This window comes from Pseudoalteromonas sp. S554, from assembly GCF_005930865.1.
Classification (GTDB): domain Bacteria; phylum Pseudomonadota; class Gammaproteobacteria; order Enterobacterales; family Alteromonadaceae; genus Pseudoalteromonas; species Pseudoalteromonas marina.
This window is the reverse complement of sequence record NZ_PNDV01000026.1, coordinates 14356-38084: the sequence shown is the minus strand read 5'-3', so window position 1 is coordinate 38084 and position 23729 is coordinate 14356. Positions and strand designations below refer to the sequence as shown.

22 protein-coding genes and 1 pseudogene are annotated in these 23729 nt (G+C 38.8%); 12 read left to right on the top strand and 11 right to left on the bottom strand.

Features of this window, described 5'->3' with window-relative positions; translation table 11 throughout:
* Positions 1-140: 140 nt before the first annotated feature.
* Complete coding sequence (locus CWB65_RS06475; RefSeq protein ID WP_138740204.1) at positions 141-2054, bottom strand: methyl-accepting chemotaxis protein; 1914 nt, start codon at positions 2052-2054, stop codon at positions 141-143.
* Between the two features lie 178 nt (positions 2055-2232).
* Positions 2233-3705, bottom strand: a complete 1473-nt coding sequence (ilvC, locus tag CWB65_RS06470) for a ketol-acid reductoisomerase (protein ID WP_010557222.1) — start codon at positions 3703-3705, stop codon at positions 2233-2235.
* A 134-nt stretch (positions 3706-3839) separates the two neighbouring features.
* Here ilvC and ilvY point away from each other — a divergent pair, with 134 nt between their 5' ends.
* From ilvY to CWB65_RS06440, 6 genes and pseudogenes are all read left to right on the top strand, one after another.
* Entirely contained in the window at positions 3840-4745 is a 906-nt protein-coding gene (gene ilvY / locus CWB65_RS06465) for an HTH-type transcriptional activator IlvY (RefSeq protein WP_138740203.1), read from the top strand.
* A gap of 112 nt (positions 4746-4857) precedes the next feature.
* Positions 4858-5904, top strand: a complete 1047-nt coding sequence (locus CWB65_RS06460) for a GGDEF domain-containing protein (protein ID WP_138740202.1) — start codon at positions 4858-4860, stop codon at positions 5902-5904.
* Positions 5905-6191: 287 nt separating this feature from the next.
* A complete protein-coding gene (locus CWB65_RS06455) occupies positions 6192-6911 on the top strand; it encodes a MipA/OmpV family protein (protein WP_138740201.1) in 720 nt (239 codons plus the stop codon).
* A gap of 1 nt (position 6912) precedes the next feature.
* On the top strand, positions 6913-7293 hold the full coding sequence (locus CWB65_RS06450) for a DUF3019 domain-containing protein (RefSeq protein ID WP_171047574.1): 381 nt from the start codon (positions 6913-6915) through the stop codon (positions 7291-7293).
* A gap of 14 nt (positions 7294-7307) precedes the next feature.
* Entirely contained in the window at positions 7308-8000 is a 693-nt protein-coding gene (locus tag CWB65_RS06445; protein ID WP_006793922.1) for a response regulator, read from the top strand.
* A 21-nt stretch (positions 8001-8021) separates the two neighbouring features.
* Positions 8022-9265 (top strand): annotated as a pseudogene (locus CWB65_RS06440) (ATP-binding protein).
* Positions 9266-9368: 103 nt separating this feature from the next.
* Here the strand turns inward: CWB65_RS06440 and CWB65_RS06435 are convergent.
* Both CWB65_RS06435 and CWB65_RS06430 read right to left on the bottom strand, forming a co-directional pair.
* A complete protein-coding gene (locus tag CWB65_RS06435; protein WP_006793920.1) occupies positions 9369-9584 on the bottom strand; it encodes a DUF3820 family protein in 216 nt (71 codons plus the stop codon).
* Positions 9585-9913: 329 nt separating this feature from the next.
* Positions 9914-11491: a cation:proton antiporter domain-containing protein gene (locus tag CWB65_RS06430; RefSeq protein ID WP_138740200.1), complete on the bottom strand. Its 1578-nt coding sequence runs from the start codon at positions 11489-11491 to the stop codon at positions 9914-9916.
* Between the two features lie 267 nt (positions 11492-11758).
* On the opposite strand from CWB65_RS06430, the gene CWB65_RS06425 reads away from it, so the two are divergent.
* Together CWB65_RS06425 and CWB65_RS06420 are read left to right on the top strand one after the other, a co-directional pair.
* Positions 11759-12502 carry a sporulation protein gene (locus tag CWB65_RS06425; RefSeq protein WP_008128459.1) on the top strand — a complete coding sequence of 248 codons (744 nt, stop codon included), beginning with the start codon at positions 11759-11761 and terminating at the stop codon, positions 12500-12502.
* Between the two features lie 100 nt (positions 12503-12602).
* Positions 12603-13055 carry a GNAT family N-acetyltransferase gene (locus CWB65_RS06420; protein WP_138740199.1) on the top strand — a complete coding sequence of 151 codons (453 nt, stop codon included), beginning with the start codon at positions 12603-12605 and terminating at the stop codon, positions 13053-13055.
* Between the two features lie 55 nt (positions 13056-13110).
* Here the strand turns inward: CWB65_RS06420 and CWB65_RS06415 are convergent, their stop codons facing one another.
* The 6 genes from CWB65_RS06415 to CWB65_RS06390 form a co-directional block, all read right to left on the bottom strand.
* On the bottom strand, positions 13111-14463 hold the full coding sequence (locus CWB65_RS06415) for a sodium-dependent transporter (protein WP_006793916.1): 1353 nt from the start codon (positions 14461-14463) through the stop codon (positions 13111-13113).
* A 204-nt stretch (positions 14464-14667) separates the two neighbouring features.
* Positions 14668-15960, bottom strand: a complete 1293-nt coding sequence (locus CWB65_RS06410) for a sensor histidine kinase (protein WP_138740198.1) — start codon at positions 15958-15960, stop codon at positions 14668-14670.
* A 19-nt stretch (positions 15961-15979) separates the two neighbouring features.
* The gene (locus CWB65_RS06405) at positions 15980-16684 is read right to left on the bottom strand and encodes a response regulator (RefSeq protein WP_006793914.1); all 705 of its coding nucleotides are present in this window, start codon (positions 16682-16684) and stop codon (positions 15980-15982) included.
* 21 nt (positions 16685-16705) lie between these two features.
* On the bottom strand, positions 16706-17089 hold the full coding sequence (locus CWB65_RS06400) for a DUF3019 domain-containing protein (protein ID WP_138740197.1): 384 nt from the start codon (positions 17087-17089) through the stop codon (positions 16706-16708).
* Entirely contained in the window at positions 17079-17936 is an 858-nt protein-coding gene (locus CWB65_RS06395; RefSeq protein WP_008127970.1) for a MipA/OmpV family protein, read from the bottom strand. Before CWB65_RS06395 ends, CWB65_RS06400 begins: the two co-directional genes overlap by 11 nt.
* Positions 17937-18027: 91 nt before the next feature.
* Complete coding sequence (locus CWB65_RS06390; protein ID WP_138740196.1) at positions 18028-18831, bottom strand: hypothetical protein; 804 nt, start codon at positions 18829-18831, stop codon at positions 18028-18030.
* Between the two features lie 112 nt (positions 18832-18943).
* Here CWB65_RS06390 and CWB65_RS06385 point away from each other — a divergent pair, with 112 nt between their 5' ends.
* Together CWB65_RS06385 and CWB65_RS06380 are read left to right on the top strand one after the other, a co-directional pair.
* Positions 18944-20098 (top strand): serine hydrolase domain-containing protein, encoded by a 1155-nt coding sequence (locus tag CWB65_RS06385; RefSeq protein ID WP_138740195.1) that lies wholly within the window; start codon positions 18944-18946, stop codon positions 20096-20098.
* Positions 20095-20604 (top strand): SixA phosphatase family protein, encoded by a 510-nt coding sequence (locus CWB65_RS06380; protein WP_138740194.1) that lies wholly within the window; start codon positions 20095-20097, stop codon positions 20602-20604. Before CWB65_RS06385 ends, CWB65_RS06380 begins: the two co-directional genes overlap by 4 nt.
* A gap of 80 nt (positions 20605-20684) precedes the next feature.
* Here CWB65_RS06380 and yhbY read toward each other — a convergent pair whose 3' ends face one another.
* Positions 20685-20981, bottom strand: a complete 297-nt coding sequence (yhbY, locus tag CWB65_RS06375) for a ribosome assembly RNA-binding protein YhbY (protein WP_006793908.1) — start codon at positions 20979-20981, stop codon at positions 20685-20687.
* Between the two features lie 87 nt (positions 20982-21068).
* Here yhbY and rlmE point away from each other — a divergent pair, with 87 nt between their 5' ends.
* Both rlmE and ftsH read left to right on the top strand, forming a co-directional pair.
* A complete protein-coding gene (gene rlmE, locus CWB65_RS06370) occupies positions 21069-21698 on the top strand; it encodes a 23S rRNA (uridine(2552)-2'-O)-methyltransferase RlmE (RefSeq protein WP_138740193.1) in 630 nt (209 codons plus the stop codon).
* A gap of 66 nt (positions 21699-21764) precedes the next feature.
* Positions 21765-23708 (top strand): ATP-dependent zinc metalloprotease FtsH, encoded by a 1944-nt coding sequence (gene ftsH, locus CWB65_RS06365; protein WP_138740192.1) that lies wholly within the window; start codon positions 21765-21767, stop codon positions 23706-23708.
* Positions 23709-23729 lie beyond the last annotated feature (21 nt).

The window sequence follows — 23729 nt, the reverse complement described above, 5'->3', positions numbered from 1 at the left end:
GGAATTAGTTGACCACAACATAACCACCTCCAAACTAATTGTAGTCGCAATTTTGTTTAGAGGAGGTGTTTAATACCAATTCGCGTTGATATCAACCCATTGGGATCATTGATTAAGCGAATCGGTATAGTTCAGAGGTTTTAACGGTGCTTTTCAAAGGTTGCCACTAAGGCATCTAATGTTTGAGCGCTGCTTGCTAGGTCACGAATAGCTTGCTCAGTATTCATCTGCTCACTCATGGCGTTGTCACTAATTTCGCTAATTTGCTCAATGTTACGCCCTACATCGGCGACTACATTACTTTGTTGTTCGGTAGCCGTTGCAATTAGGGTTGCCATGTCATTTATTTGATTAGATGTTTCGCTAATCACATCAAGTAACTCAACGGAGTTTTGCATGGCCCCCACACTTTGCTGCGCTTTATCTTTTGACTGGCTAATATCTTTTACTACGTCATCTGATATTTGGGTCAGCTCTTCAATCATTGATTGAATTTCGTTAGTTGATTGTGAAGTGCGGTTTGCCAGCGCTCTTACCTCATCGGCAACAACCGCAAACCCTCTGCCATGCTCACCAGCACGAGCAGATTCGATTGCCGCATTTAACGCCAATAGATTTGTTTGTTCTGAAATACTGCGAATCGCATCAATAATACTGGCAATATCAACCGTCTTTTTAGAGAGCAGTGACACTTGCTCTGTTATGCCGTCAATGTCGCTTGCAAGCGCAGAGATAGTTGCTTGGCTTTGCATTACCTGATTGTGGCTTTGCATTGTGTTTTCGCGACTGCTATCGGTAAGTTTGGCGGCGTTAGCTGCGCTTTGAGAAATCTCTTGAACAGTTGCACCCATTTGGTTAATGGCTGCGGCTACAGAAATAGTTTGTTCTTTTTGGCTGTCTATAGCCTGAGAATTACGTTTAGCTTGTTCAAACACATGGTCAGAACTGCGCTTTATATCGTGGCTTTCTGTGGCAACTTGGCCAATGGCCACTTCAATTTTACTAATAAACTGATTAAAGCCCGCACTTAAGTTATTAAGCTCGGCTTGGCTTGATTCGGGTAACCTGTATGCTAAGTTTGCGTCGCCAGAACCTAAACGAGAGAATAATTCGCCCATTTTAAATAACGGCGAAGACAACGAACGCGCTAATAAGTAACTAATTAGGCTAGCAATTAAGGCAATGATTAAAGTAAATGTAAATATTTGCCACTGAAGCGTACTTACACTTGCAAATACTTCACTTTTTGGCACTTGAGCCACAATAAATAAGTCAGTATTTTCTATCGGGGTCGCTGCTACGAGAGTGGCTTGGCCATCGAGGTCGATTTCTTTTAACTTAAAGCCATTCGAGCTTAATATTTGATTACTAATATTCGATCCATAAACCGAGTCAATGTTTGCTTTTGCTACTTTACTCGAATCTTTGTGCAATTGAATAAGGCCGCTTTTATCAGCAATAAATACAAACCCTGTTTGCTCAATTTTAAATTGTTGCAGTAGCTTTTGCATGTCAGTAATACTTTTTGCAAGCCCTGCCAAACCTTTACCATTTACTTGTTGGTGGTTAATGAACATTTTTACGTCGTTCACTGACTCTTGGTAAATACTGATAGAGTAGGGTTTTCTTGATTCTTTGAAGGCAAAAAACCACCCATCGGCTTCATCGTTTTTTAATACGCGTAAAAAACCATCCTGATTCCAGTATTGTGCGGTGTTTCGGTTAGCCCACGATGCAGTGGCTAGGTCGTATTGTTCTACCAAGCGGTTAAGCTCTTTTAAAAGCAATGCATCGTTATTATTAGTTTGTGACCATTGTAAAATAAACTCGTTAGATGAGAGTTGCTCTGCAGCACCAATTAGCATATTTATTTCACCACCAATGTGGTTACTAATTGTTTGCAACTTACCTGGTAGCTCTGACTCAATCATGCGTTGTTCTATTATATCTTCAGAACTGTATAACGATGTAATACCAATGAGTGCTGCAACAAAAATAGCGATGCCACTGCCAAGTGCTGTGATTTTTTGGGTAATAGAGAGTTTTTGTATCATTTTATAATAATTTTTTACAACGAAGTAGAATATGATGTTAGCACACAATTTATTTAGAGTTAAATAATGCGAATGAACATGAAAATAGCCCTTTTTTAACTAAACTATAGGGCATAAAAAAGCCCACACGCAAAGCATGTGAGCTTGGTTTCTAACAAGCGAAACTTAAAGGATAACGTTAAACAATTTTTTTCATGGCTGACATATAGCCACGTAATTTAGCGCCTACTATTTCAACCGGGTGCTCACGCAGCGCTGTATTAATTTCAATTAACGCTTTGTTGTCTACTTGGTTACTTTGCTCACCTAAGCCTTTACCAATTACATCTGTGTCAATATTTTTCATAAAGTCAGCAAGTAATGGTAAGCAAGCATGGTTATATAAGTAACACCCATATTCAGCAGTGTCTGAAATAGTACGATTCATTTCAAATAACTTTTTACGTGCAATGGTATTAGCAATCAGTGGTGTTTCGTGAAGCGACTCGTAGTATGCAGACTCTTCAATAATGCCAGCCGCTGTCATAGTTTCGAATGCAAGTTCAACACCTGCTTTAACCATAGCGACCATCAAAATACCGTTGTCGAAGAATTCTTGTTCTGAAATTTCTACATCACCAGCGGGTGTTTTTTCAAAATTAGTTTCAGCTGTTTCTGCGCGCCATTTAAGAAGGTTAGCATCATCGTTTGCCCAATCTTCCATCATTACACGTGAAAATGTACCGTCGATGATGTCGTCTTGGTGCTTATTATAAAGTGGACGCATAATAACTTTTAGCTCTTCACTAAGTTCAAATGCTTTCACTTTTGCTGGGTTAGATAAACGGTCAAGCATGTTTGTTACGCCGCCGTATTTAAGAGCTTCTGTGATCACTTCCCAACCAAATTGAATTAGTTTAGATGCGTAACCTGCATCAATTCCTTTTTCAATCATTTTGTCAAAACATAAAATAGAACCCGTTTGTAACATGCCGCATAAAATAGTTTGCTCACCCATAAGGTCTGATTTAACTTCAGCAATGAATGACGATTTAAGCACACCTGCGCGGTCACCACCTGTGCCAGCAGCGTAGGCTTTAGCTTGTGCTAGGCCATGACCTTGTGGGTCGTTTTCTGGGTGAACGGCAATAAGTGTTGGTACACCAAAGCCACGTTTGTACTCTTCACGTACTTCAGAACCTGGGCATTTAGGTGCAACCATGATTACAGTGATATCTTCGCGAACCTGCATGCCTTCTTCAACAATATTAAAGCCATGTGAGTAAGCAAGTGTAGAACCTTGCTTCATTAACGGCATGATGGCGTTAACGACTGCTGTGTGCTGTTTATCTGGCGTTAAATTAAGTACTACGTCAGCTGTTGGAATTAGCTCTTGGTAAGTACCTACAGTAAAGCCGTTTTCAGATGCGTTTAAAAATGATTGGCGGCGCTCAGCAATAGCTGAATCGCGTAACGTATAAGACACGTCTAAACCTGAATCGCGTAGGTTAAGGCCTTGGTTTAAACCTTGTGCGCCACAACCTACAATAACTAGTTTTTTACCTTTAAGTGCGTTAACACCGTCTGTAAATTCGCTTGCGTCCATAAATTCACATTGCGCTAATTGCGCTAATTGTTCGCGTAAAGGTAAGGTATTAAAGTAATTCGCCATTGTTAGTGTCCTATAAATATGTTTGTTAGATGCGCTGTATTTAGCGCTTGTAAACACCATATTTAAAAATGTTACTTGCGTAAAATGATATATTTGAATTAAAGTATTTCAAAATATGAAATACTGGTGTTGCTATGGATCATAAGCATTTAAAATATTTTTTAGCGTTGGCTAAAACACTGCACTTTGCTAGAGCAAGTGAGCTTTGCCATGTGAGTGCGCCTACATTAAGTCGTAATATTAAACACCTAGAAGAAGAGGTGGGCGTTGCGCTATTTATGCGCGATAACCGCAGTGTAAAATTAACAAAAGAGGGAGAGTCTTTTATTGATTACGCCACTGCTACCCTTGCTAACTGGCAACGATTTAAAGCTAATGTGAAAGAGCCACAGCAACATATTTATGGAAAAGTCAGTATTTATTGCTCTGTTACCGCGTCTTATAGTTTTTTGCATCAAATTTTAGAGCAACTCAGAGCGCAGCATCAGTATATAGAAATAACCTTAAATACGGGCGACCCTGCGTTAGCTATAAACCGTGTGCTGGATGGTCATGAATCAATGGCAATAGCAGCTAAACCTGGAAAATTACCCGCGCAAATTGCTTTTGTAGATATAGGCCATTCACCATTAGTGCTTATTGGGCCAAAAGTTCAATGTACGATTACTGAAAAATTAACATCAAACAATACAGAGCTTGATTGGTCTGAATTAGAGTTTATTGTGCCAGAACAAGGCTTTTCTAGGCAGCGCCTAGAAATGTGGTGGCGAAAAAACAATATTCACGGAAAAATTTATGCACAAGTGGCGGGGCATGAGGCAATGGTGTCTATGGTTAGCCTAGGATTTGGTGTAGCAATGGTTCCTAAAATAGTATTAGATAACAGCCCACTAAAAAACAAAGTACAGATACTCACACCAAAAATGCAAGCCCCTGAAGGCTTTGACATTGGCTTAGCAGTTTTAAGAAAAGAGCTCAACGACCCCGCTATTAGTGCTTTGTGGAATATTGCACAAACTTTAGACGCAAAAGCGATTTAGATTTTTTTACCGTTAAATAAGTTCATAAAATAGTATTATTATGGCTTGCGTAAAGGTTTACTATTACTTAACATTGAATGCTAATAATAAAAATGACGCTTGAGAGTTCTTTATGAATAATGCTGTATCACTTTCTCATTCCGCTCAGTATTTAAAAAAAGCAGTACCCATGATGGTGAAGTACCGTATGCCGGTAACACCTATTAATTATGCTATTTGGTATTGCTATTTTCAGGGTAATAAACCGTCTTTAAACATTGAATTAGATCAAGTTATTTCAGAGCACCAAACATGCACTCAAAGTAAAGCAAAAGAAATATTTGATAAGCACCTTAGTGATGAAGATTTAGCTCTTTTTCAGGAAATGTCGGATAAATTTCATAATACGGTTGAAAATATCCAGCAAGATATAAGTATCACACTTGGTCATTCTAAAAGTTTCAGTACTTCACTGATTGACTCGCAGAACGAAATAAACAACCTGATAGATACTAACTCTTTTAACGATATTCTTGGTTGTGTTGAGCGATTGACTGATGAGTCTATTGCAATGCAAGACTCTGCTCGCGAATTTCAAACAAAGTTATCGGTTGCATATAATGAAATTAAAGACTTAAAAGAAGCGCTTAATCTTTCTAAAGAAGCTGCCGACACAGACCCATTAACAGGTTTTTATAACAGAGGTAAATTTGACTCTGATATTAATGACTTTTGCCGTGAGTACTCAGAGCAAACGACAGAAAGCTCCCTTGCTGCACTGATTATGTTTGATATTGATCACTTTAAGCGATTTAACGATGACTTTGGCCACCAAAAAGGCGATGAAGTTATTAAGCTAGTGGCAAAAAAAGTAAAAGAAAACTTAACCGACAAAGCAAAAGTGTATCGCTACGGCGGGGAAGAGTTTTGTATTACTGCTTATTTTGACACCATAAATGATTTAGTTGCTTTTGCTGAGTGTATAAGGCAAGAAATTGCGAAATTAGCTATTCGTAAAAAACAAGATGTAAACAACAAGCGTGCAATATCAGCAAGCTTTGGTTTAGCTATGCTACGACCGTTTACAAAAAGCTCAGTGCTGGTTGAGCGTGCCGATAGAGCACTTTATATTGCTAAGACACATGGACGCAACCGAGTAGAAATAGCCCCTGATATCTAATTTTTATAAGGGGTTTAAACTTTTATTTTGTGTATAAAAAGTGTGAATGATTGTAATCAGCTACAGATAGTTTTAGGTAACCTTGTTACTATCCGTAAATGAATAATTTTATGTTCTGATTTACGCTGATGCGGTTTAATTTCTTTCTATTTACCATTCTTTGTTTAAATTTTTTGCTCACTTGTTTTACATTAAGTGCCAAGCCAAATACGCATTCGGATCAAGAGTTCTCAGAGCAGCATGTTCAATCTCATCAGCTAATTTTTAGTATTAACGCAGGGGTCGGTGTGATCACTAATCCTTTGCGTGGTGGTGATAATGTTCCTTTAGTCGTTATTCCTCAAATAGCGTTTTATGCTGAAGATTGGTTTTTTGATAATGGTCGTTTAGGCTATTCTTTACTTCAAACTTCTAAACACCAATTTAACGTTGTTAGCGAGCTTAATACTGAGTCTCGTTTTTTTATAGATTGGCATCCAAGTAATGTGCTTACGCTGCAAAGCAGCAGTGCAGATAGCCCTTTTTATTTGCAGGCTGCAGAGGCCTCATCAGTAAAAAATGTTAATTTAAATGACCTACATAAACGCAACCTAGCCCTAGACACAGGGCTTGCTTATCATTATGTGAGTGATCACCAAGTGTTTTCTGTTCAATTACTGCATGATGTGACAAATGTTTATAACGGTGTTCGCGGTGCATTACAGTGGCAATACCATACTCAACTTGGGCCCGTAAATATTAAACCATCGTTTGGTTTAAATTATAAATCTGCGGAACTAAATACCTATTATTATGGCCTTAAAGACGGCGAAACTTTATTGGGCGATGTTGAGGTTGCCAGCAGTTGGCAACCTTATGCAAAAATTGATGGGCGATTACCCTTAAGAGATGAATATTCTGTTCGTTTCCATTTAGCTTATTATGACTACTCGGCTATTAATGATAGTCCGCTGTTAGAGCGTGACTATTCAATGACTGCATTTATAGGATTCGAACGCACTTTTTAATATGAAACAATTAATGGTCATTTTATTTTTAGCGCCACTACTTATCCCCCTCAGTAATGCGCAAGCTGCGTCGTTTACTGTGTCACCCAAAGTATGTGTCATTTCTCAGGTACAGGACTTTTGCGATCTTGATTTAAAGTTTGAATGGCAGGGCGATGTGGTGAGGGATGTTTGCATATATGAACAGAGTAAAAAGATACATTGCTGGCAACAGCAGCGCGCAGGAGAGTTTAATTATAAAGCGCGTGTTCAGGTCGAAACCATATACTCCTTAATCAATTCGGAATCTGGCGTGTTAATAGCTAAAGCACAGGTTGAAGTACAAAGTACTCATGTACAAAAAAGTAGGCGTCGGCTTCGTTCACCATGGAGCTTTTTTTAATTTAGGAGCAATCAATGCCAAAAATTCTACTTGTTGAAGATGATCTTGGTTTACAGCAACTCACAAAAGATTACCTTGAACATAATGGATTAGAAGTCGCAGTTTTAGAGCGTGGTGATGAGGTGTTTGGTTATTTAGAAAATAATCACGCCGATTTAATGATCTTAGATGTTATGTTGCCGGGCAAAGATGGATTTAGCGTGTGTCGTCAAGTGCGTGATAAGTTTTCTTTACCAATTTTAATGTTAACCGCTAAAAGCGAAGATTTTGACCAAGTATTGGGTTTAGAACTTGGCGCAGATGATTATGTTATTAAACCAGCTGAGCCTCGTGTGTTACTCGCAAGAGTCAATGCGCTATTACGCCGTGGTCAAACAGTGACAAAAACGAGCGAAGAATTACAGTTTGGTGATTTAATCATTGATAAGACCAGCCGTATAGTGCAATTATCTGACAAAGAGATAGTGTTAACGTCGCATGAGTTTGAGTTACTTTGGTTGTTAGCCTCAAACGCTGGCCAAGTGCTTAGTAGAGAGCATGTACATCAACATATGATTGGTCGCCAATATGACGGGCTCGATCGCACCGTTGATGTTCGAGTGTCGCGTATCCGTAAAAAGCTGGGTGATAATAGCGACAAGCCATTTCGTATAAAAACAGTATGGGGTCAAGGCTACTTATTTGTTTCCGATGCGTGGGATCTTTAAATACAAGGTTAATAGGCATTAATGGGAAAGCTGTTTGCAAGTTTATATATTTATATTGTGGTTTCATTGTTTGTTGTTAGCGGTGTTATAGAACAATTATGGCCATATGATGAATCGCGACAGCACGTTTTTCTTGATGACGAATTTGGGCAGTCGCTTTGGCTGCTTTCACAAACACCCAATGGATTAGCAAAATTAAAGGAGCACTACAAAAGCCTTGTTATTAGTCGTGCTGATTTAGCACTACCTCAAGAACAGCTGGTTCAGTTAAATAGTCATCACTACTTATATTTATATGATAAACAACAGCGAGTTGTTTGGTATATTACCCTCAATGACAATGAGCTTTTGCAGGTAGGGCCTATAGGATTAGATACCCCCGTAACGACCTCTGTATGGCCATACGTATTATTGCTCACTATTGTGGGGATTCCTGTAGGCTTATGGAGCTTTCTACTTTGGCGTGACTTCTCTAAATTGCGTAATGCATGTAAAGCCGTTGAAGGTGCTCAAGACTTTCAACTCTCTGATACTTCCAAGTCGTTTTTTTTACCAATTACTGAAACACTCAGTTTAATGCAACAACGCATCAGTTTTTTATTAAACGCTCAACAAGAGCTGACTTCGTCGGTTTCTCATGAATTTAGAACCCCCTTAGCTCGCTTAAAGTTTGCAACAGTAATGCTAGATGAACGTTTATCAGATGAAAAAAGTGAAGTTTATATTGCTAATATGAACAGCGATATTAATGAGCTTGAAAGTTTAGTTTCTGAGATGCTTGACTACGCAAAACTAGACTCTCAACAACCTAGCCTACAACCATACCCAACTGATTTGGTTGAGTTAATAAAAGTTAGCGTTGAAAAGCTTAATTTTGATAAGAAAATTAATTTGGATGAAGCATTACCAAGCAGCCTGATTTACCAATGTGATCCGCATTTTATGGCGCGCGCTTTTTAAAATTTAATTGGTAATGCAATTAAATACGCTAATAGCCAAGTTAAAATATCGCTTGTTACTCAGCATAACGAAGTACAGTTTGTAATTGAAGATGATGGCAGGGGCATTGCTGAAATAGAGCGAGAAAACGTATTTAAGCCCTTTACGCGGCTTGATAAAAGTAGAGGCAAAAAAACAGGTGGATTGGCCTTGGGTTAGCGATTGTTGCAAAAATTATTGCTTGGCATCAGGGAAGTTATCGTATTGAACATTCGTCTTTAGGTGGAGCAAAGTTCATTATTAGCTTACCCATAGAGCAAAACTAAAAAATAAAAAAAGCGCCAAAAGGCGCTTTTTTTGTGGTTAAAACCAAAATCAACAAGTAGCAATTAAATAGACCGCCAATTTATAAAATAGTTTCGTAAAATTTTATTTTTTTTCTAGCAATGGCATAAGCATTTGCTCTAAGCCATTTAGCTTAACCTCGTACATCATAGCTAACTGACTGCCTAGTTTTGAATCTGGAAAACCTTGCTGTTTAAACCAAACTAAGTAAGGTTCGGGAAGTAATAATAATGGACGACCTGAATATTTTCCAAACGGCATTTTAGTGTTTATGGCAATTTTTAATTGTTCCGGATCCATAGGTTTGCTTTTAAGTGTATCAATGGGGTTAGTGTAAGGTATTTTAGAGTAATAAAATAGGCTGTGACGGGCAAGAAACAGCCTATTGAGTGAGGGAGTAGGCCCTCTGATTTAAGAATTTTTGTTGGTGTAAAAAGCCCGACACAACTTTTGTTAGCTGGAGTCTAACTAGGTTGTATTTAACATGGGTTATATTTAACCAACGAAGACAGTTTACCTGTTTTTTGCAGACGTGGTGCATGCACTTGTAAAGGAATGTAAATACAATTGCTTTTTATTTATTTACTAATAAAAAAGAATTGTTTTTGTGCCTTTACACATAGTAAATACTATTTTTCACCAAACAATTCTTGTTTTACATGTTCAGCAAAACCACTACCGGCTTCTAAGTAAAAGTTATACGTTGAGTGCACACCCATACTTTCAAGCTCTTTTTGTTGATCTGGGTAGTTTGCAATTGCAGTAACTTGCCCTGTGTAACCTGACGCTTGAAGCTGCTCTAATGCAAAAATGTTCTGCATGTGTTTTGGCATTGCTAACATGACCATTTCAACGTGAGAGTGGTTTACACGTTGCCAAAAGTCAGGGTCGGTAGCGTCTGCAATCAGTACTTTACGGCCTCTACTTATATGTTTATCGACAACTTCGGGTTTTATATCTATACCCGCTACTAAATTGGGGTGAGTCGTATTGATAGTTTCATAAGCACCGGTGCCAATACGGCCCATACCAAAAATAACAATTTTTGTATCATTAAGGTTTACTGGTAATTCTTCGGCTAGGCGTGTTTTGCTTTCAAACTTTACTAACCAGCTTTCTACTTTTACATATAATTCATTAGAGCGTTTGTTAAGGGGTGAGGCAATAACAAAGGTAATAGATACCGCAATAGCCATAACGGCTAACCATTCAGGGGTAATAATACCTGTTGAAGCTGCAACAGCACATACAATCAAGCCAAATTCACTGTAGTTAGATAAGGTAAATGCGGTAAGTAGCGAGGTACGTGCACGTAATTTAAACGCGTTAGTAAACACATAATAAAGAATAACTTTAATAGGGAGTACAAAAATAAGCACAATGGCAATGATAAGCGAATCAACTGTTAGTTCAGCATTTAAACCAATGCTTAAGAAAAAACCGACAAGTAAAATATCTTTTAAGTTGAGTAAGGATTTTGATAGCTCGCCCGCTTTTTTATGTGGGGCAAACATCATGCCTATGATCAGCGCACCCAAATCACCTTTAAGGCCTGCAAATTCAAATGCGTTATAACCAGCAACAAGCGCAAAAAAGAAACCAAATAAGGGCAGCAGTTCACCATGCTTAGAACGGTTGAGCATAAAATACATAATAGGGCGTATTAAAGGCAAGGCAATAATAATAGCCAGCGCCCAAATGTTCGGTACTTTTCCTGTACTAATAGCTAAAAATATAACCGCAAAAATATCTTGCATTACAAGTATACCAATAGCGATTTTACCGTGTAGGCTTGCCATTTCACCGCGCTCTTCTAGTACCTTTACAGCAAATACAGTGCTTGAAAAGCTAAGAGCAAAGCCGACCAATAAGGCACTTTGCCAACTTAAGTCAACAAAAAGAGGTAGGGCAAACACACCTAATAACAACATGAAACCGCTAAAAATAGCGCTACTAAATATAATATGAAGGGAAGCAGGTGCCCACACTTGGGGTTTTATTAAACTTTTTACTTTAAGTTTTAAGCCAATACTGAACAGCAATAAAGTAACGCCCAATGCGGCGATTGTATCAAGTAATTCTGTGCTTTTATAACCTGCTAGATTCAGCGCAAAGCCCGCAAGTAAAAAGCCAATAAGAGGGGGAAGTTTTAATTGATAAATGGCAAAACCACACACAAATGCGGTAGCAAAGTAGATTAGTTCCATAATACTTAAAATTACATCATTTGGTATTGCAGTGTAGCTAAAAACAGCGATTAATGAAAATTAAATATAACACTTGAGCTTTGTTTATTTAGTCGCTTTTAACACGTTGTTTGGATAATAAACGCACAAATCATGCATATTTAACCGTTAAAAGCATTTAAATCCTACTTTTAAACTGACAACGGCTTTTAATTATGGTTAAGATGAGGTAACGAAGACGTTTAAGTTAGGGCATATTTAAGAGCGGCTCAGCTTAAGGAGAATTATATGTTTAAAAAAATTTTAGCATCAGTTGGTATTGGTGCAGCAAAAGTTGACACTATTTTAGAGACTGAACATCTGCAACCAGGACAACTTTTTAACGCTAATATTGTCATTACAGCAGGTGACGTTAGCCAAGAAATTGCAGGCTTAGATTTATTACTAATGACCCGTGTTAAAGTGGCTGGTGATGAAGGTGATTATTTTACTAATCATGTAATTGATCAATGGCGAATTACCGATATAGGTAAGTTGGAACCCGGTGACGTAAAAAGCATACCTTTTGAAGCGCGTTTGCATTCAGAAACACCGATCACTGAAATTAACGCAGGTTACAACCAGTCCCATGTTTGGATAGAAACCGGATTAGATATTGACTTAGCATTAGATCCAACAGATAAAGACCATCTTCATATTTATCCAAATGAAGCAGTTAAAACGTGTATGCAGGCAATGGATAAATTAGGGTTTAGTTTATCTAAAGCCGATGTTGAAAAAGGTTTTTTACGTGCCTCTACGTTTGCTTCTGTTTCAGGGTGTTACCAAGAGCTTGAATATAAACCTAACAGCAGAAGCTTATTTGGAATTCAAGAAATCGAGTTGTCATTTGTACCAGAAGCCCACAAAACTCACGTTTTAATTGAGCTTGATCGTGCATTTAGAGGCGATGGGTATATTGATGTAACCATTGAACATGACCATGTAAACTTGTCTCAGTTATGTGATCAGTTAGAGCGTTTATTCGCTTAATACTTTTTATATTGTACAGCGATGAATGTAATTTTATTTTCATTTCGTACTATAGAGATACTAAACCCAGCTTCAGCTGGGTTTTTGCTTAAGGATTACCATGCATTTTAACTGTGAACCATTTGATAAACTGACCCCTCATACCTTGTTTTCAATTATGAAAGGGCGCGTAGACGTATTTGTTGTAGAGCAAAAGTGCCCTTACCCTGAGATGGATGATGTTGATACTTCTGAAACTACTCAGCATATTTATACGTTAGATAATATGCAGTTAATGAGCTACGCTCGTTGTTATGAAAAAAACGGACAGTACAGCGCAATTGGACGTGTTTTAGTTAGTGAGCATCACAGAGGAAAGGGGATCGCTAGTAAATTGGTTGAACAGGCAATAGCGTGTTGTAAAACGCATTGGCCTGAACGGGACATAGTTATCGGTGCGCAAACCTATTTGTTGGACTTTTATGAGTCATTTGGTTTTAAGTGTACAGGGGATGCATATTTAGAGGACGGTATACCGCATCAAGATATGGTACTAAAAATTAACAACGTCTAGTTAAATTTATAATCATATAAAAGCCCACAAGTGTGGGCTTTTATATGAGTTGTTGTTAGCTTAATAACGAGTGGACAAACACAGCACCTATTGCGATAGGGCACACAAACTTAGTATACCAAGGCCATATTTTCCAAAATAGCGTAGTTTGTACCTCGGGATTGCCCTGTTGAATGGCTTGTAGTAATGAATTTCTGTACCAAATCCAGCCTACAAAAATACAGCACATTAAGCCAAGTAATGGTTGCGCAACCTTAGTGGTAAGTGTGATCACTAAACCAAATAATGCGCCTAGGTTACACACAATCGTAATGCTAACAACTGCTATCAAGGCGCCAATGACCCACGTTGCTTGAATGCGCTTCAAGGCAAAGCGTTCTACAGCATAGGAAACAGGTGCTTCAAGCATTGATATTGACGAAGTGAGCGCAGCTATACTCATTAGGGCAAAAAATGCAAAGCCAACAAATAAACCTACACTGCCCATACCTTCAAATAAAGCGGGTAATACCTGAAATACTAAAGTATCTTCTGAGAGCAATTTTCCGCTGGCAGAAAATATCTCAACACCTTGTGCTTGAGCTACATACATAGCAGGAATAATAAGTAAACCAGCAACAAAGGCAATAAACACATCAATTAACGTTACGTATGCACCGAGAGAGACTAGGTTTTCTTTTTTACTAATATACGAGCCGTATATAATCATAACGCTTGTGCCAAGCGATAATGAGAAAAACGCTTGACCTAATGCGCTAACAATCAACTGGGTGTCAAAAATAGACGAAAAGTCAGGTAACAAGTAGGCTTTTAACCCTTCCATTGCACCTTCTTGAGTCAGTACATAAGCAATTAATAAAAATAAAATACCCAATAAAGCGGGCATCAAGCGCTTTGACCATTTTTCGATACCGTTTTCAACACCACGGCTAATGATTGCTATTGTTAAAACAATAAAAACAAGGGTAAAAATAACATTGCGAGTAAGTGATTGCTCGCTTAGCCAGGTTGATGCTGCGTCGGCTCCGGCCAAGGCGGCGATAGGTTGGGCTGTTGCGCTGAGCATCCAACCTGCAACAATAGCATAAAAACTAAGTATAAAGCCGGCGCATAAAATACCCCCAAAGCCGACAATAAATGCAAAGTGTTTTTGCCAAGGTTTGTTAGATACTTTAGTTAAAGAAACGACGGCGTTGGCTTGCCCGTGTCGACCTATCATGAGTTCGGCCATTAGCGCAGGATAAGCTAAAAAGAAAGCTAACACTAAATAGGCAACTAAAAATGCGGCACCACCATTACTGGCTGTTTGTGTGGGAAAGCCCCATATGTTGCCCAAACCTACGGCAGAGCCGGCGGCGGCCATAATAAATCCAAAGCGAGAACTAAACTCGCCTCTAACTGCGCTCATATTATTATACTTCTCTGTTTTTTTACGGCGCTGACAATCTACTGGAAATGTAAAAAAATAAAAAGTGCTTATTTGCTGATCCCACATAATTTAGTTTTCCAGTGGTGTGATTAATGCGCTGTTTTTAGTAAATGTTAGGAGTAGATTAAAATTAATGGGTTGATTTTGTTTTAAAACTGTTAATTACACCGCGTAATTTATACTTTACGATTTATAATGCTGGGTAATACTAAGGGTAAAGCAGGCTCCGCCTAAGTGCTTACTTTTGCTAACAGTAATAGTACCGTTATGCCAGTCAGCGACCTTTTCAACAATAGCCAAGCCAAGGCCATAGCTTTTATCTGCGCGGTTTCTATGATCTTCTTCTCTAAAGAATGGGCTTAATACATTTTTAAAGTTTTCTTGGGCAATCCCTGGGCCATCATCTTCAACAGTTATGATAAGTTGGCGTTCGTGAACTTTGGCGCTCAAGTAGATATATTGTTCGGCAAAATCGCAGGCATTGGTCAGCAGGTTTGTAATTGCACGTGCTAACCAATGAAGGTCGGCCACAATAATGTCAGTTGAGCTATTAAGATCAACACTTAGCATTTGTGATTCTAACTTTGGGGCAAGCTGAACTAAAATGTTTTCAAGGTAATGCTTTATATTTGTAGAAGAGTACGTCAATTTGTTTGCGTTTTGCTCAAGTGTTGCAAACGCTAAGTAGCTTTTAAGCATGGATTCCATATGATCTAAATCGTTTTCCATACGCTCTAAATAGGTTTTTATTTTTTTCTCATCATGGGTATCTAAGGCGGCATCTAAGCCAAAGCGAAGACAGGCAATAGGGGTGCGTATATCGTGCGATAAACTTGATGCCATTAATTTATTCTCAGCGACAAGTTTTTCAATTTGGCTCGCCATACGGTTAAACGTTAACTCTACATCTCTTATATACGTGAAATGCGAGGCGTTAATTCTGGCTTGTGTATTGCCTGATGCAAACTGTTTAGCAGCCTCATTGAGTACACTTAGTCGCTTAGCGAGTGGCGCAATAATGAATCCCATTAAAATGCATAAGCCAGCATAAAAAAGCAAAGTTAAAAATATATTATTTCGTTTATCGGTGTCTGCGCTTTTTTTAAGTCGCATAGAAATATGAAAGGGGTTTAGCGCTTGGTTGCTATACAGCATATAAAAACCTTGCTGATCTTCTAAAATCAATCCGCCGACAGCATGCATTTGAAGTAATAATGAAGGAGGTAAAGCAAGTGATTCATTAGGTTTATAATCGATTGATAGATCAAACTCTTCACCTAGCTGCTTAACATATGCGCCACGTTCAGAGGTGGGAATATTTGCCAGTTGCTTACTAAACCCCATCATCATTTTGCTTTGCACACTAAATTCGTCTTGTGGGGTGTGTGTTTGCTGGCTAAAGGCGTCTATAAGCCACCCTAAAACCACAATAGATACCAGTGCGCTGCCAAGTAGTGATATGTAAAACTTTTTCATTTAAGCATACAGCTGTAAGTTACCATGCAGTAGAGACGAGCAAGTAACCACGCCCCCAAATTGTCTTAATTTTTTCAGGGTTTTGTGGGTCGTCGCTAAACTTTTTTCTTAGTGCAGAAATAAGCACATCGACACTTCTATCAAGTCCGTCGTATTCACGTCCTTTAGTGGCTTTAAAAACCGCGTCACGTGATACAACTTGGCCCGCATTACTTGCCAAATAATGCAAAAGTAAATATTCTGCACTGGAAATATTAACGTCTTGGCCGTTAAATTTCACGTTTCTCGATTCGGTATTAATATTAAGCGAACCGACCGAAATTGTGCTTTCTACTTTTTCCAATTTATTGGGCTCACTGCTTTGACGAAGCGCCGCTTTTATACGAGCGAGCAAAGCGCGCGGGCGTACTGGTTTCATTATATAATCGCTCGCACCTACCTCTAAACCTATAACTTCATCCATTTCTTCATCACGTGCTGTAAGCATAATAATAGGCGCATTATAAAAGCTACGAAGTTCTCTACATACACTAATGCCATCTTGACCAGGTAACATAATATCAAGTAGGACAATGTTTGGGTTCAAGGTTTTTACCTGACTGACAACTTCATCACCTCGGTGACAAACATGTGTAGTGTAGCCTTGTTCAGTTAGGTATTCGGCTACCCACTGAGCCAATGATGCATCATCTTCTACTAATAAAATAGTGCCGTAATTATCCATAAATTATCCTTAATGCAGTGGCTAAAATAATCGCCAGCGACGCTTTTTTTGTCTGTTTTGATATACCCACTGAAGTTTTACTTCTGCAGTGCCAATTATTTTTGATGTATTACTATCAAATAGTTCAAATGCGATACTTTGCTTAGAATCAAACGCGTAATTTAATGTGCCTTGTTGCTGTTTGAGCCAACATTGCATAATGTATTTTGATGTTGCATCGCGTAGGCAATAATTACCAATAATGGGTTGGTGCCACGTAATAACAACGTCGGCATAACAATCGCGGCCTTCACGAAGAGCTACGCACGTATCAGGAACCGCGGTTAAAGTATTTTGTGCATCGCTAGATTGTGCAAGTGCTGATACAGGAAAAATTATTAGCAAACAAAACCATCTAAAAAACATAACGTAGGCCTACCTTGGCTTTATGCTGATACCCTTGAGAAATAATTGGGCTGTCGTCGATTTCTGCTGAAAACCATGTGGAAAGAAAGCCAGCTAGAAAAACCCAATCTTGGCTTATTGGGTATTCAGCATGAAATTCAAATATTAGGCTGGTACTTGCATGTGCATCATAAAAAGGTCGGTTTTCGGCTACTTCTTCTTGGTCAATGCCAAAATAATAATTTGTAAAATCAGCTGAATAAGCACTTACGCCAACACCGGATCTAAATTCCCAGTTTCGCCACGGTAAAATTTGGCTAAAGAAGGTGTTAACAACCCAGCTGTTATGGGCGCCAGAAACATCATAAAGGTATTCAAATGAGATTTGAGAGTTTTCGAATCGGCGTGTAAGCCTTAGACCAACCCCAAAATCATAGCGACGAGACTTTATGCCATCAAGCTCTGCAATTACACCACTGTTATAAAAGCCAAGGCCTTTCTCGTCAAAGCCTGCTTGGGTGTTCGTGCCTAGTATATCCAAGCCCCAATCATACTTATCAATGATACTGTAGCCGATAATAAGACCACCACTGAGTTGGTTATGGTCAAAGTCGAGATAAAATCGGTCGTATGATACAGCAAGGCTTAAATCGAGCTCTAAATCGGTGTCGTAGGCATTAGTGCCGACTAGGTAAGTATCTTCTACAAAATAACTTGCCCCTGCGCTCCAGTCCCATGCAAAGCCTTGAGTGGGCTCAAGGGTGTTGTCTGCATAATAACGATTACTTGCTTGGGCTGAGGTCGCTATAAGGCTCAAACTGAACAAGACAATACTAAAAAGAGTACGGTTAAGTAAGGTATATTTCATCCACGTTGAGCCTGATTATTTGTTGTTATAGTGCGTAGTATATTGTTAAGGTGTACCCTTAATCTGTAAAAAAATGTAGCAAATGTTACTTTTACTGAACTTTAATTTTATCTATTAAGATACTGCTTAAGTAAAATTGCATCATAGGTGTTAGAGCACTGACTTCTGTGCGGCTACACGGACCACTTAACTTACTTAGGCTAGATAATTTAGACAGCATTTGATACTCAGGGATTTTAACCTCTTTACCCACTCTAGCTAAACGTGCTTCTTCTGTGTTTTGCTGGTGGATAAATGCAACAACCTCTAGTTCGTTTGTAATTCTTTGTTCTTCACTTAAGCTGTAAATTAGCGGCTCTCGGTGAAAGCTGGCACTATCTATTGACGACGTTGCAAACCACACCACATCGCCAGACGCTTTGTGTGTTAAACGCATATTAACTTCTGCAAAAATAGATGCACATTGCTGCGTTGGGTATTGCTTTGCAATATTTTCAAACAAGACAAATGGCTTTTCAGGTGTGGTAATTGAATACTGTGTGTTTTCTTTAAATGTTAAGTCGAGCTTTTGAATAGTCAGCGTGTAATCACTGTTATTTTTACTCGTAACTTTAAGCTGTTTATCGTTAAGTGCTTGGCTTATTTGCGATAGTAGAGTGTCGGTTACACTTGCTTTATCGGTAATTATTTTTACAGTTTGATTTTGTAAAACTTTGTGTGCAGGCAATTGCACCGACTTCACTTTTGGTGAAGCATGCTGTGTTTGGTATTTAAGCTGATATGTTTGCGTTGTTAATGCTGGCTTTAACGGCATAGCCAAAGGTTCTGCTGGTTGTTTGGTAATGGCACAACCTGATGAAAATAAAACAAAAAGTAATACAACTAAAAAACGCATAAATACTTAACACCCACAAAAAGTACAATAATTTTTGTATTGTACGTTAGTCCAAAGAAAAGTTCATGATATTATGCATACAGAGGCAGTTAAAAAGATAAAGTATTAAAAAATGAAGCGCTTACCACTTTTAAAGTATTGCTTAACTGCATTGTGTTTTGTGTATGCAACCGTTAGTTTTGCAGCGCAGCAAGACCCAAATTGGGATAGTTTTGTAAAAAAGTATGGCCGTTACGCAGAAAAAAAACTCACGAGTAAAGGCATTCCAGGAGCTGCACTTTCGATAGTTAATTTAGGCAATAGTGATTACATCCATGCGGTCGGACGAACAAAAGCCCGAAATGGTCAAAAAGTTAATGTTCACACTCGTTTTAGACTGGCGTCGGTGTCTAAAACATTTGCAGGCTCTCTGGCTGCAAAATTATCTAGTGATGGGCTCATAAAATTAGATAACTCCGTCAGTAATTACTTACCAGATTTTATAGGCACAGAATACGAAAAAAACTTAAAAGTTTATCACTTACTTAGCCATTCTAGCGGCTTGGTACCAAACGCATATGACAATTTAATTGAGTCGCGAATGGATTATCCCGATATAGTACAAAAGTTAGTGACGGTTAAACCTATTTGCGAGCCTGGTAAATGCTACGGTTATCAAAACGTCATGTTTAGTTTAATTGATGATGTTATTTTAAAAAGTACAAATAAAGATTATTCACAATGGCTAAATGAAGGCATTTTTCAGCCACTTGATATGGTTGATGCTAGCTTGGGTTATGAAGCCATGGTGGTTGATAGTAATTACGCTTTACCGCACGTACGGGGGAAAAAACGTTGGTACACTGCAAAGCTTAAAAAAAATTACTACAAAGTTGGACCAGCAGCTGGTGTTAATGCCAGTGCAAGCGATATGGCTATCTGGTTAAAGGCGCAATTAGGCCACTACCCTGAAGTGTTGTCACTTGATGCTTTGTCTAAACAAACTCGGCCCTATACACGCACAAAAAAAGAAATGTACCGCAGGGTGTGGAAAAAACAGTTAAACGAAGCTTATTACGGTTTAGGTTGGCGAGTATACAATTACGATAATGAAACCTTGTATTACCACAGTGGTTGGGTGCAAGGATACAGAAGTGATTTGGTGGTATTCCCTCATTTAAATATTGGCTTCAGCTTAGTGTTAAACGCTGAAACAGGGTTAATTAATGAGTTAACAACCGAGTTTATTAATCGTTTATTAACATACAAACGTGAGCAGACAATATGAAAGTAAAATACGGTGTTTTTATCTTGTTATGTGCAGTTTTATTTAATAGCCAATATGTATTTTCGGCTCCAGAAAAAATATACCTTTTTCGCCATAGTGAAAAACTAGCAGGTAAAAACCCAGCGTTAACTCAGCAAGGCTATAAACGGGCAGAGCAGCTAGTCACATTATTTAAGCAATTCGATAAAGTACACGTATTTAGTAGTAACTACAAACGTACTTTACAAACAGCAGGCCCACTTGCTGCAAATTTTGATTCTGAAATAAAGATTTACAATGCTAGAGATTTGGCTGATTTAAAAAAACAGATAGTGTCTTTGAATGGCGTAGTTGCTGTGATTGGTCATAGCAATACAACTCCAGAACTTGCAACGTTGCTTTCAAATGAAGAAATAGAACCAATGAGTGAAATGCAGTTTTCACGCTATTTTTTGTTAAGCAAAAAAGAGAATCATGCTGAAATAAAATATTTACTCAAAGACTTAGAAATGAATTTTACTTTTTAGAATTCAGGGCTAAATAAATGATAAAAAACCAGCGGATAGCTGGTTTTTTTATTAAGCGCAATAAATTACTTAGGAAGTAATCAGTTACGCGGCAGTTGAATTTTTTTCTCAGGGCTTTGGCGATAAAGCACAATAGTGTGGCCAATTGTTTGAAGCTTTGTCGCACCTGTTTCACGAACGATAGCTTCAAAAATAAGCGCTTTGGTTTCACGATCGTCAGTTGGTACTTTAACTTTGATTAATTCGTGAATTTCTAGAGCACTTTGAATTTCCATCACTACGCCTTCGGTTAAACCGTTAGAACCTAGTAAAACTACAGGCTTAAGGCTATGTGCCTCGCCTTTTAAAAACTGCTTTTGTTTATTTGATAATGTCATGTTTATACAAATTTTGCTGAATATGGCTTGAATTAAGGGTATTCTAACGCCATCTAGAGAATATTACTAATTAGTTGCGTGTAATTTATGACAAATAAAAAACAGTCAGCCAGTTCACAGCGATGGTTGAAAGAACATTTTGATGATAAATATGTTCAGGAAGCGCAAAAAAAAGGCTGGCGTTCAAGAGCGGTTTTTAAATTAGATGAAGTACAAAATAGAGACAAGTTACTTCGCCCTGGTATGACTGTGGTGGATTTAGGGGCTGCCCCGGGTAGTTGGTCACAGTATTTAGCCGAGAAGGTAGGTGACAAAGGACAGGTTGTTGCTTGTGATATTTTACCTATGGACTCTTTACCGGGCGTTGATTTTTTACAAGGTGACTTTCGTGAAGAAGCCGTGTTAGATGCTTTATTAAAACGCATTGATGGAAAAAATGTTGATGTGGTACTCTCTGACATGGCACCGAACATGAGTGGTAATAACTCAGTGGACCAAGCTGGAAGTATGTATTTAGTTGAGCTTGCGCTAGATATGTGTAATCAAGTTCTAAAGAAAAATGGTGCATTTATTGTTAAGGTTTTCCAAGGCGAAGGCTTTGATCAATACTTGCAGGAAGTACGTAATAGTTTTAAAGCAGTGAAAATACGCAAACCTGATGCCTCACGTGCCCGTTCTCGGGAAGTATATATAGTAGCGACTGGATACAAACTGTAGTACAGTTGCTTGGCGTTTAGTTGAATTTAAATTAATTGGATACAAGAGGTTAACCCCTTGAGCGATATGGCGAAAAATTTAATACTATGGCTGGTCATTGCAGTTGTGCTTATGTCAGTCTTTCAGAGCTTTAATGGTGGCGAGCAAATCGACCGTCAAACAAGTTACAGTCAGTTTGTAAAAGATGCCCGAAATGGCTCAATACAAGAAGTGGCAATCGAGAGCACCAGTGGAACAATCACAGGTACTAAAAATAATGGTGAGCGCTTTCAAACCATTATGCCAATCTACGACAAATACATTTTAAATGACTTACTTAAAAGTGATGTAAACGTGAAAGGTGTAAAGCCTGAAGAACAATCATTTTTAGCAAGCATATTTATTTCTTGGTTCCCGATGATTCTGCTTATTGGTGTGTGGATTTTCTTCATGCGTCAAATGCAAGGCGGAGGCGGTAAAGGCGCTATGTCATTCGGTAAGAGCAAAGCACGTCTAATGAGCGAAGATCAAATTAAAACTACGTTCGCTGATGTTGCTGGTTGTGATGAAGCAAAAGAAGACGTTACCGAATTGGTGGACTTCCTACGCGACCCGTCTAAATTCCAAAAATTAGGTGGTAGTATACCTAAAGGTGTACTTATGGTTGGACCGCCAGGTACAGGTAAAACGTTGCTTGCTAAGGCTGTTGCCGGCGAAGCAAAAGTACCCTTTTTCACAATTTCGGGTTCTGACTTTGTTGAAATGTTTGTTGGTGTAGGCGCATCGCGCGTGCGTGACATGTTTGAACAAGCCAAAAAAGCAGCTCCTTGTATTATCTTCATCGATGAAATTGATGCAGTAGGTCGTAAACGTGGCGCAGGTATGGGCGGCGGTAACGATGAGCGCGAACAAACATTAAACCAAATGCTGGTAGAAATGGATGGTTTTGGTGGTAACGAAGGCATTATTGTTATTGCTGCGACTAACCGCCCAGACGTATTAGACCCGGCATTACTTCGTCCAGGTCGTTTTGACCGTCAAGTAGAAGTTGGTTTACCTGATATACGCGGTCGTGAACAGATTATTAAAGTGCACATGCGTAAAGTACCATTAGGTGACAACGTTGATGCAGCTGTTATTGCTCGCGGTACACCCGGTTTTTCGGGTGCTGATTTAGCTAACTTAGTCAACGAAGCCGCACTTTACGCCGCACGTGGTAACAAACGTGTTGTAAATATGGCTGAGTTTGATGCTGCTAAAGACAAAATCATGATGGGCGCAGAGCGTAAGACCATGGTGATGAGCGAGCAAGAGAAAGAAATGACGGCATACCACGAAGCCGGCCATGCAATTGTTGGTCGCATGGTGCCAGAGCATGACCCTGTTTATAAGGTATCTATCATTCCACGTGGCCGTGCGCTAGGTGTGACTATGTATTTACCAGAACAAGATCGTGTTAGTCATTCTAAAGAGCTATTAGAATCAATGATTTCTAGCCTTTATGGTGGTCGAATCGCTGAAGCACTTATTTACGGTGCCGATAAAGTGACTACCGGTGCGAGTAACGATATTGAACGTGCAACAGACATAGCACGCAAAATGGTTACACATTGGGGTTTAAGCGAAAAATTAGGACCACTACTTTACGCCGAAGATCAAAACGAAATGTACATGGGTGGTGGCGGTAGTCGTGCATCTAACATGTCGGATGATACAGCTAAAGTAATTGATGCAGAGGTTCGTTTATTTTCAGATAGAAACTACGAGCGTGCCGAAAAAATATTGAAAGAGAATATTGATATTCTTCATTCAATGAAAGACGCGTTAATGAAATACGAAACGATTGACGCTAAGCAAATTGACGACTTAATGGCGCGCCAGCCAGTGCGTGAGCCACGCGATGCTCATGACCGTCATGAGCCTAAAGCACCACAAACAGATTCTGTAAAGGAGCCTGTTAGTGATGAAAGCCAATCAACAACAGAATCATCTAAAAAAGATGAAACAAATGTTGATGACAAAGCTGAATAATCGTTAAAATACTCAAAAAGC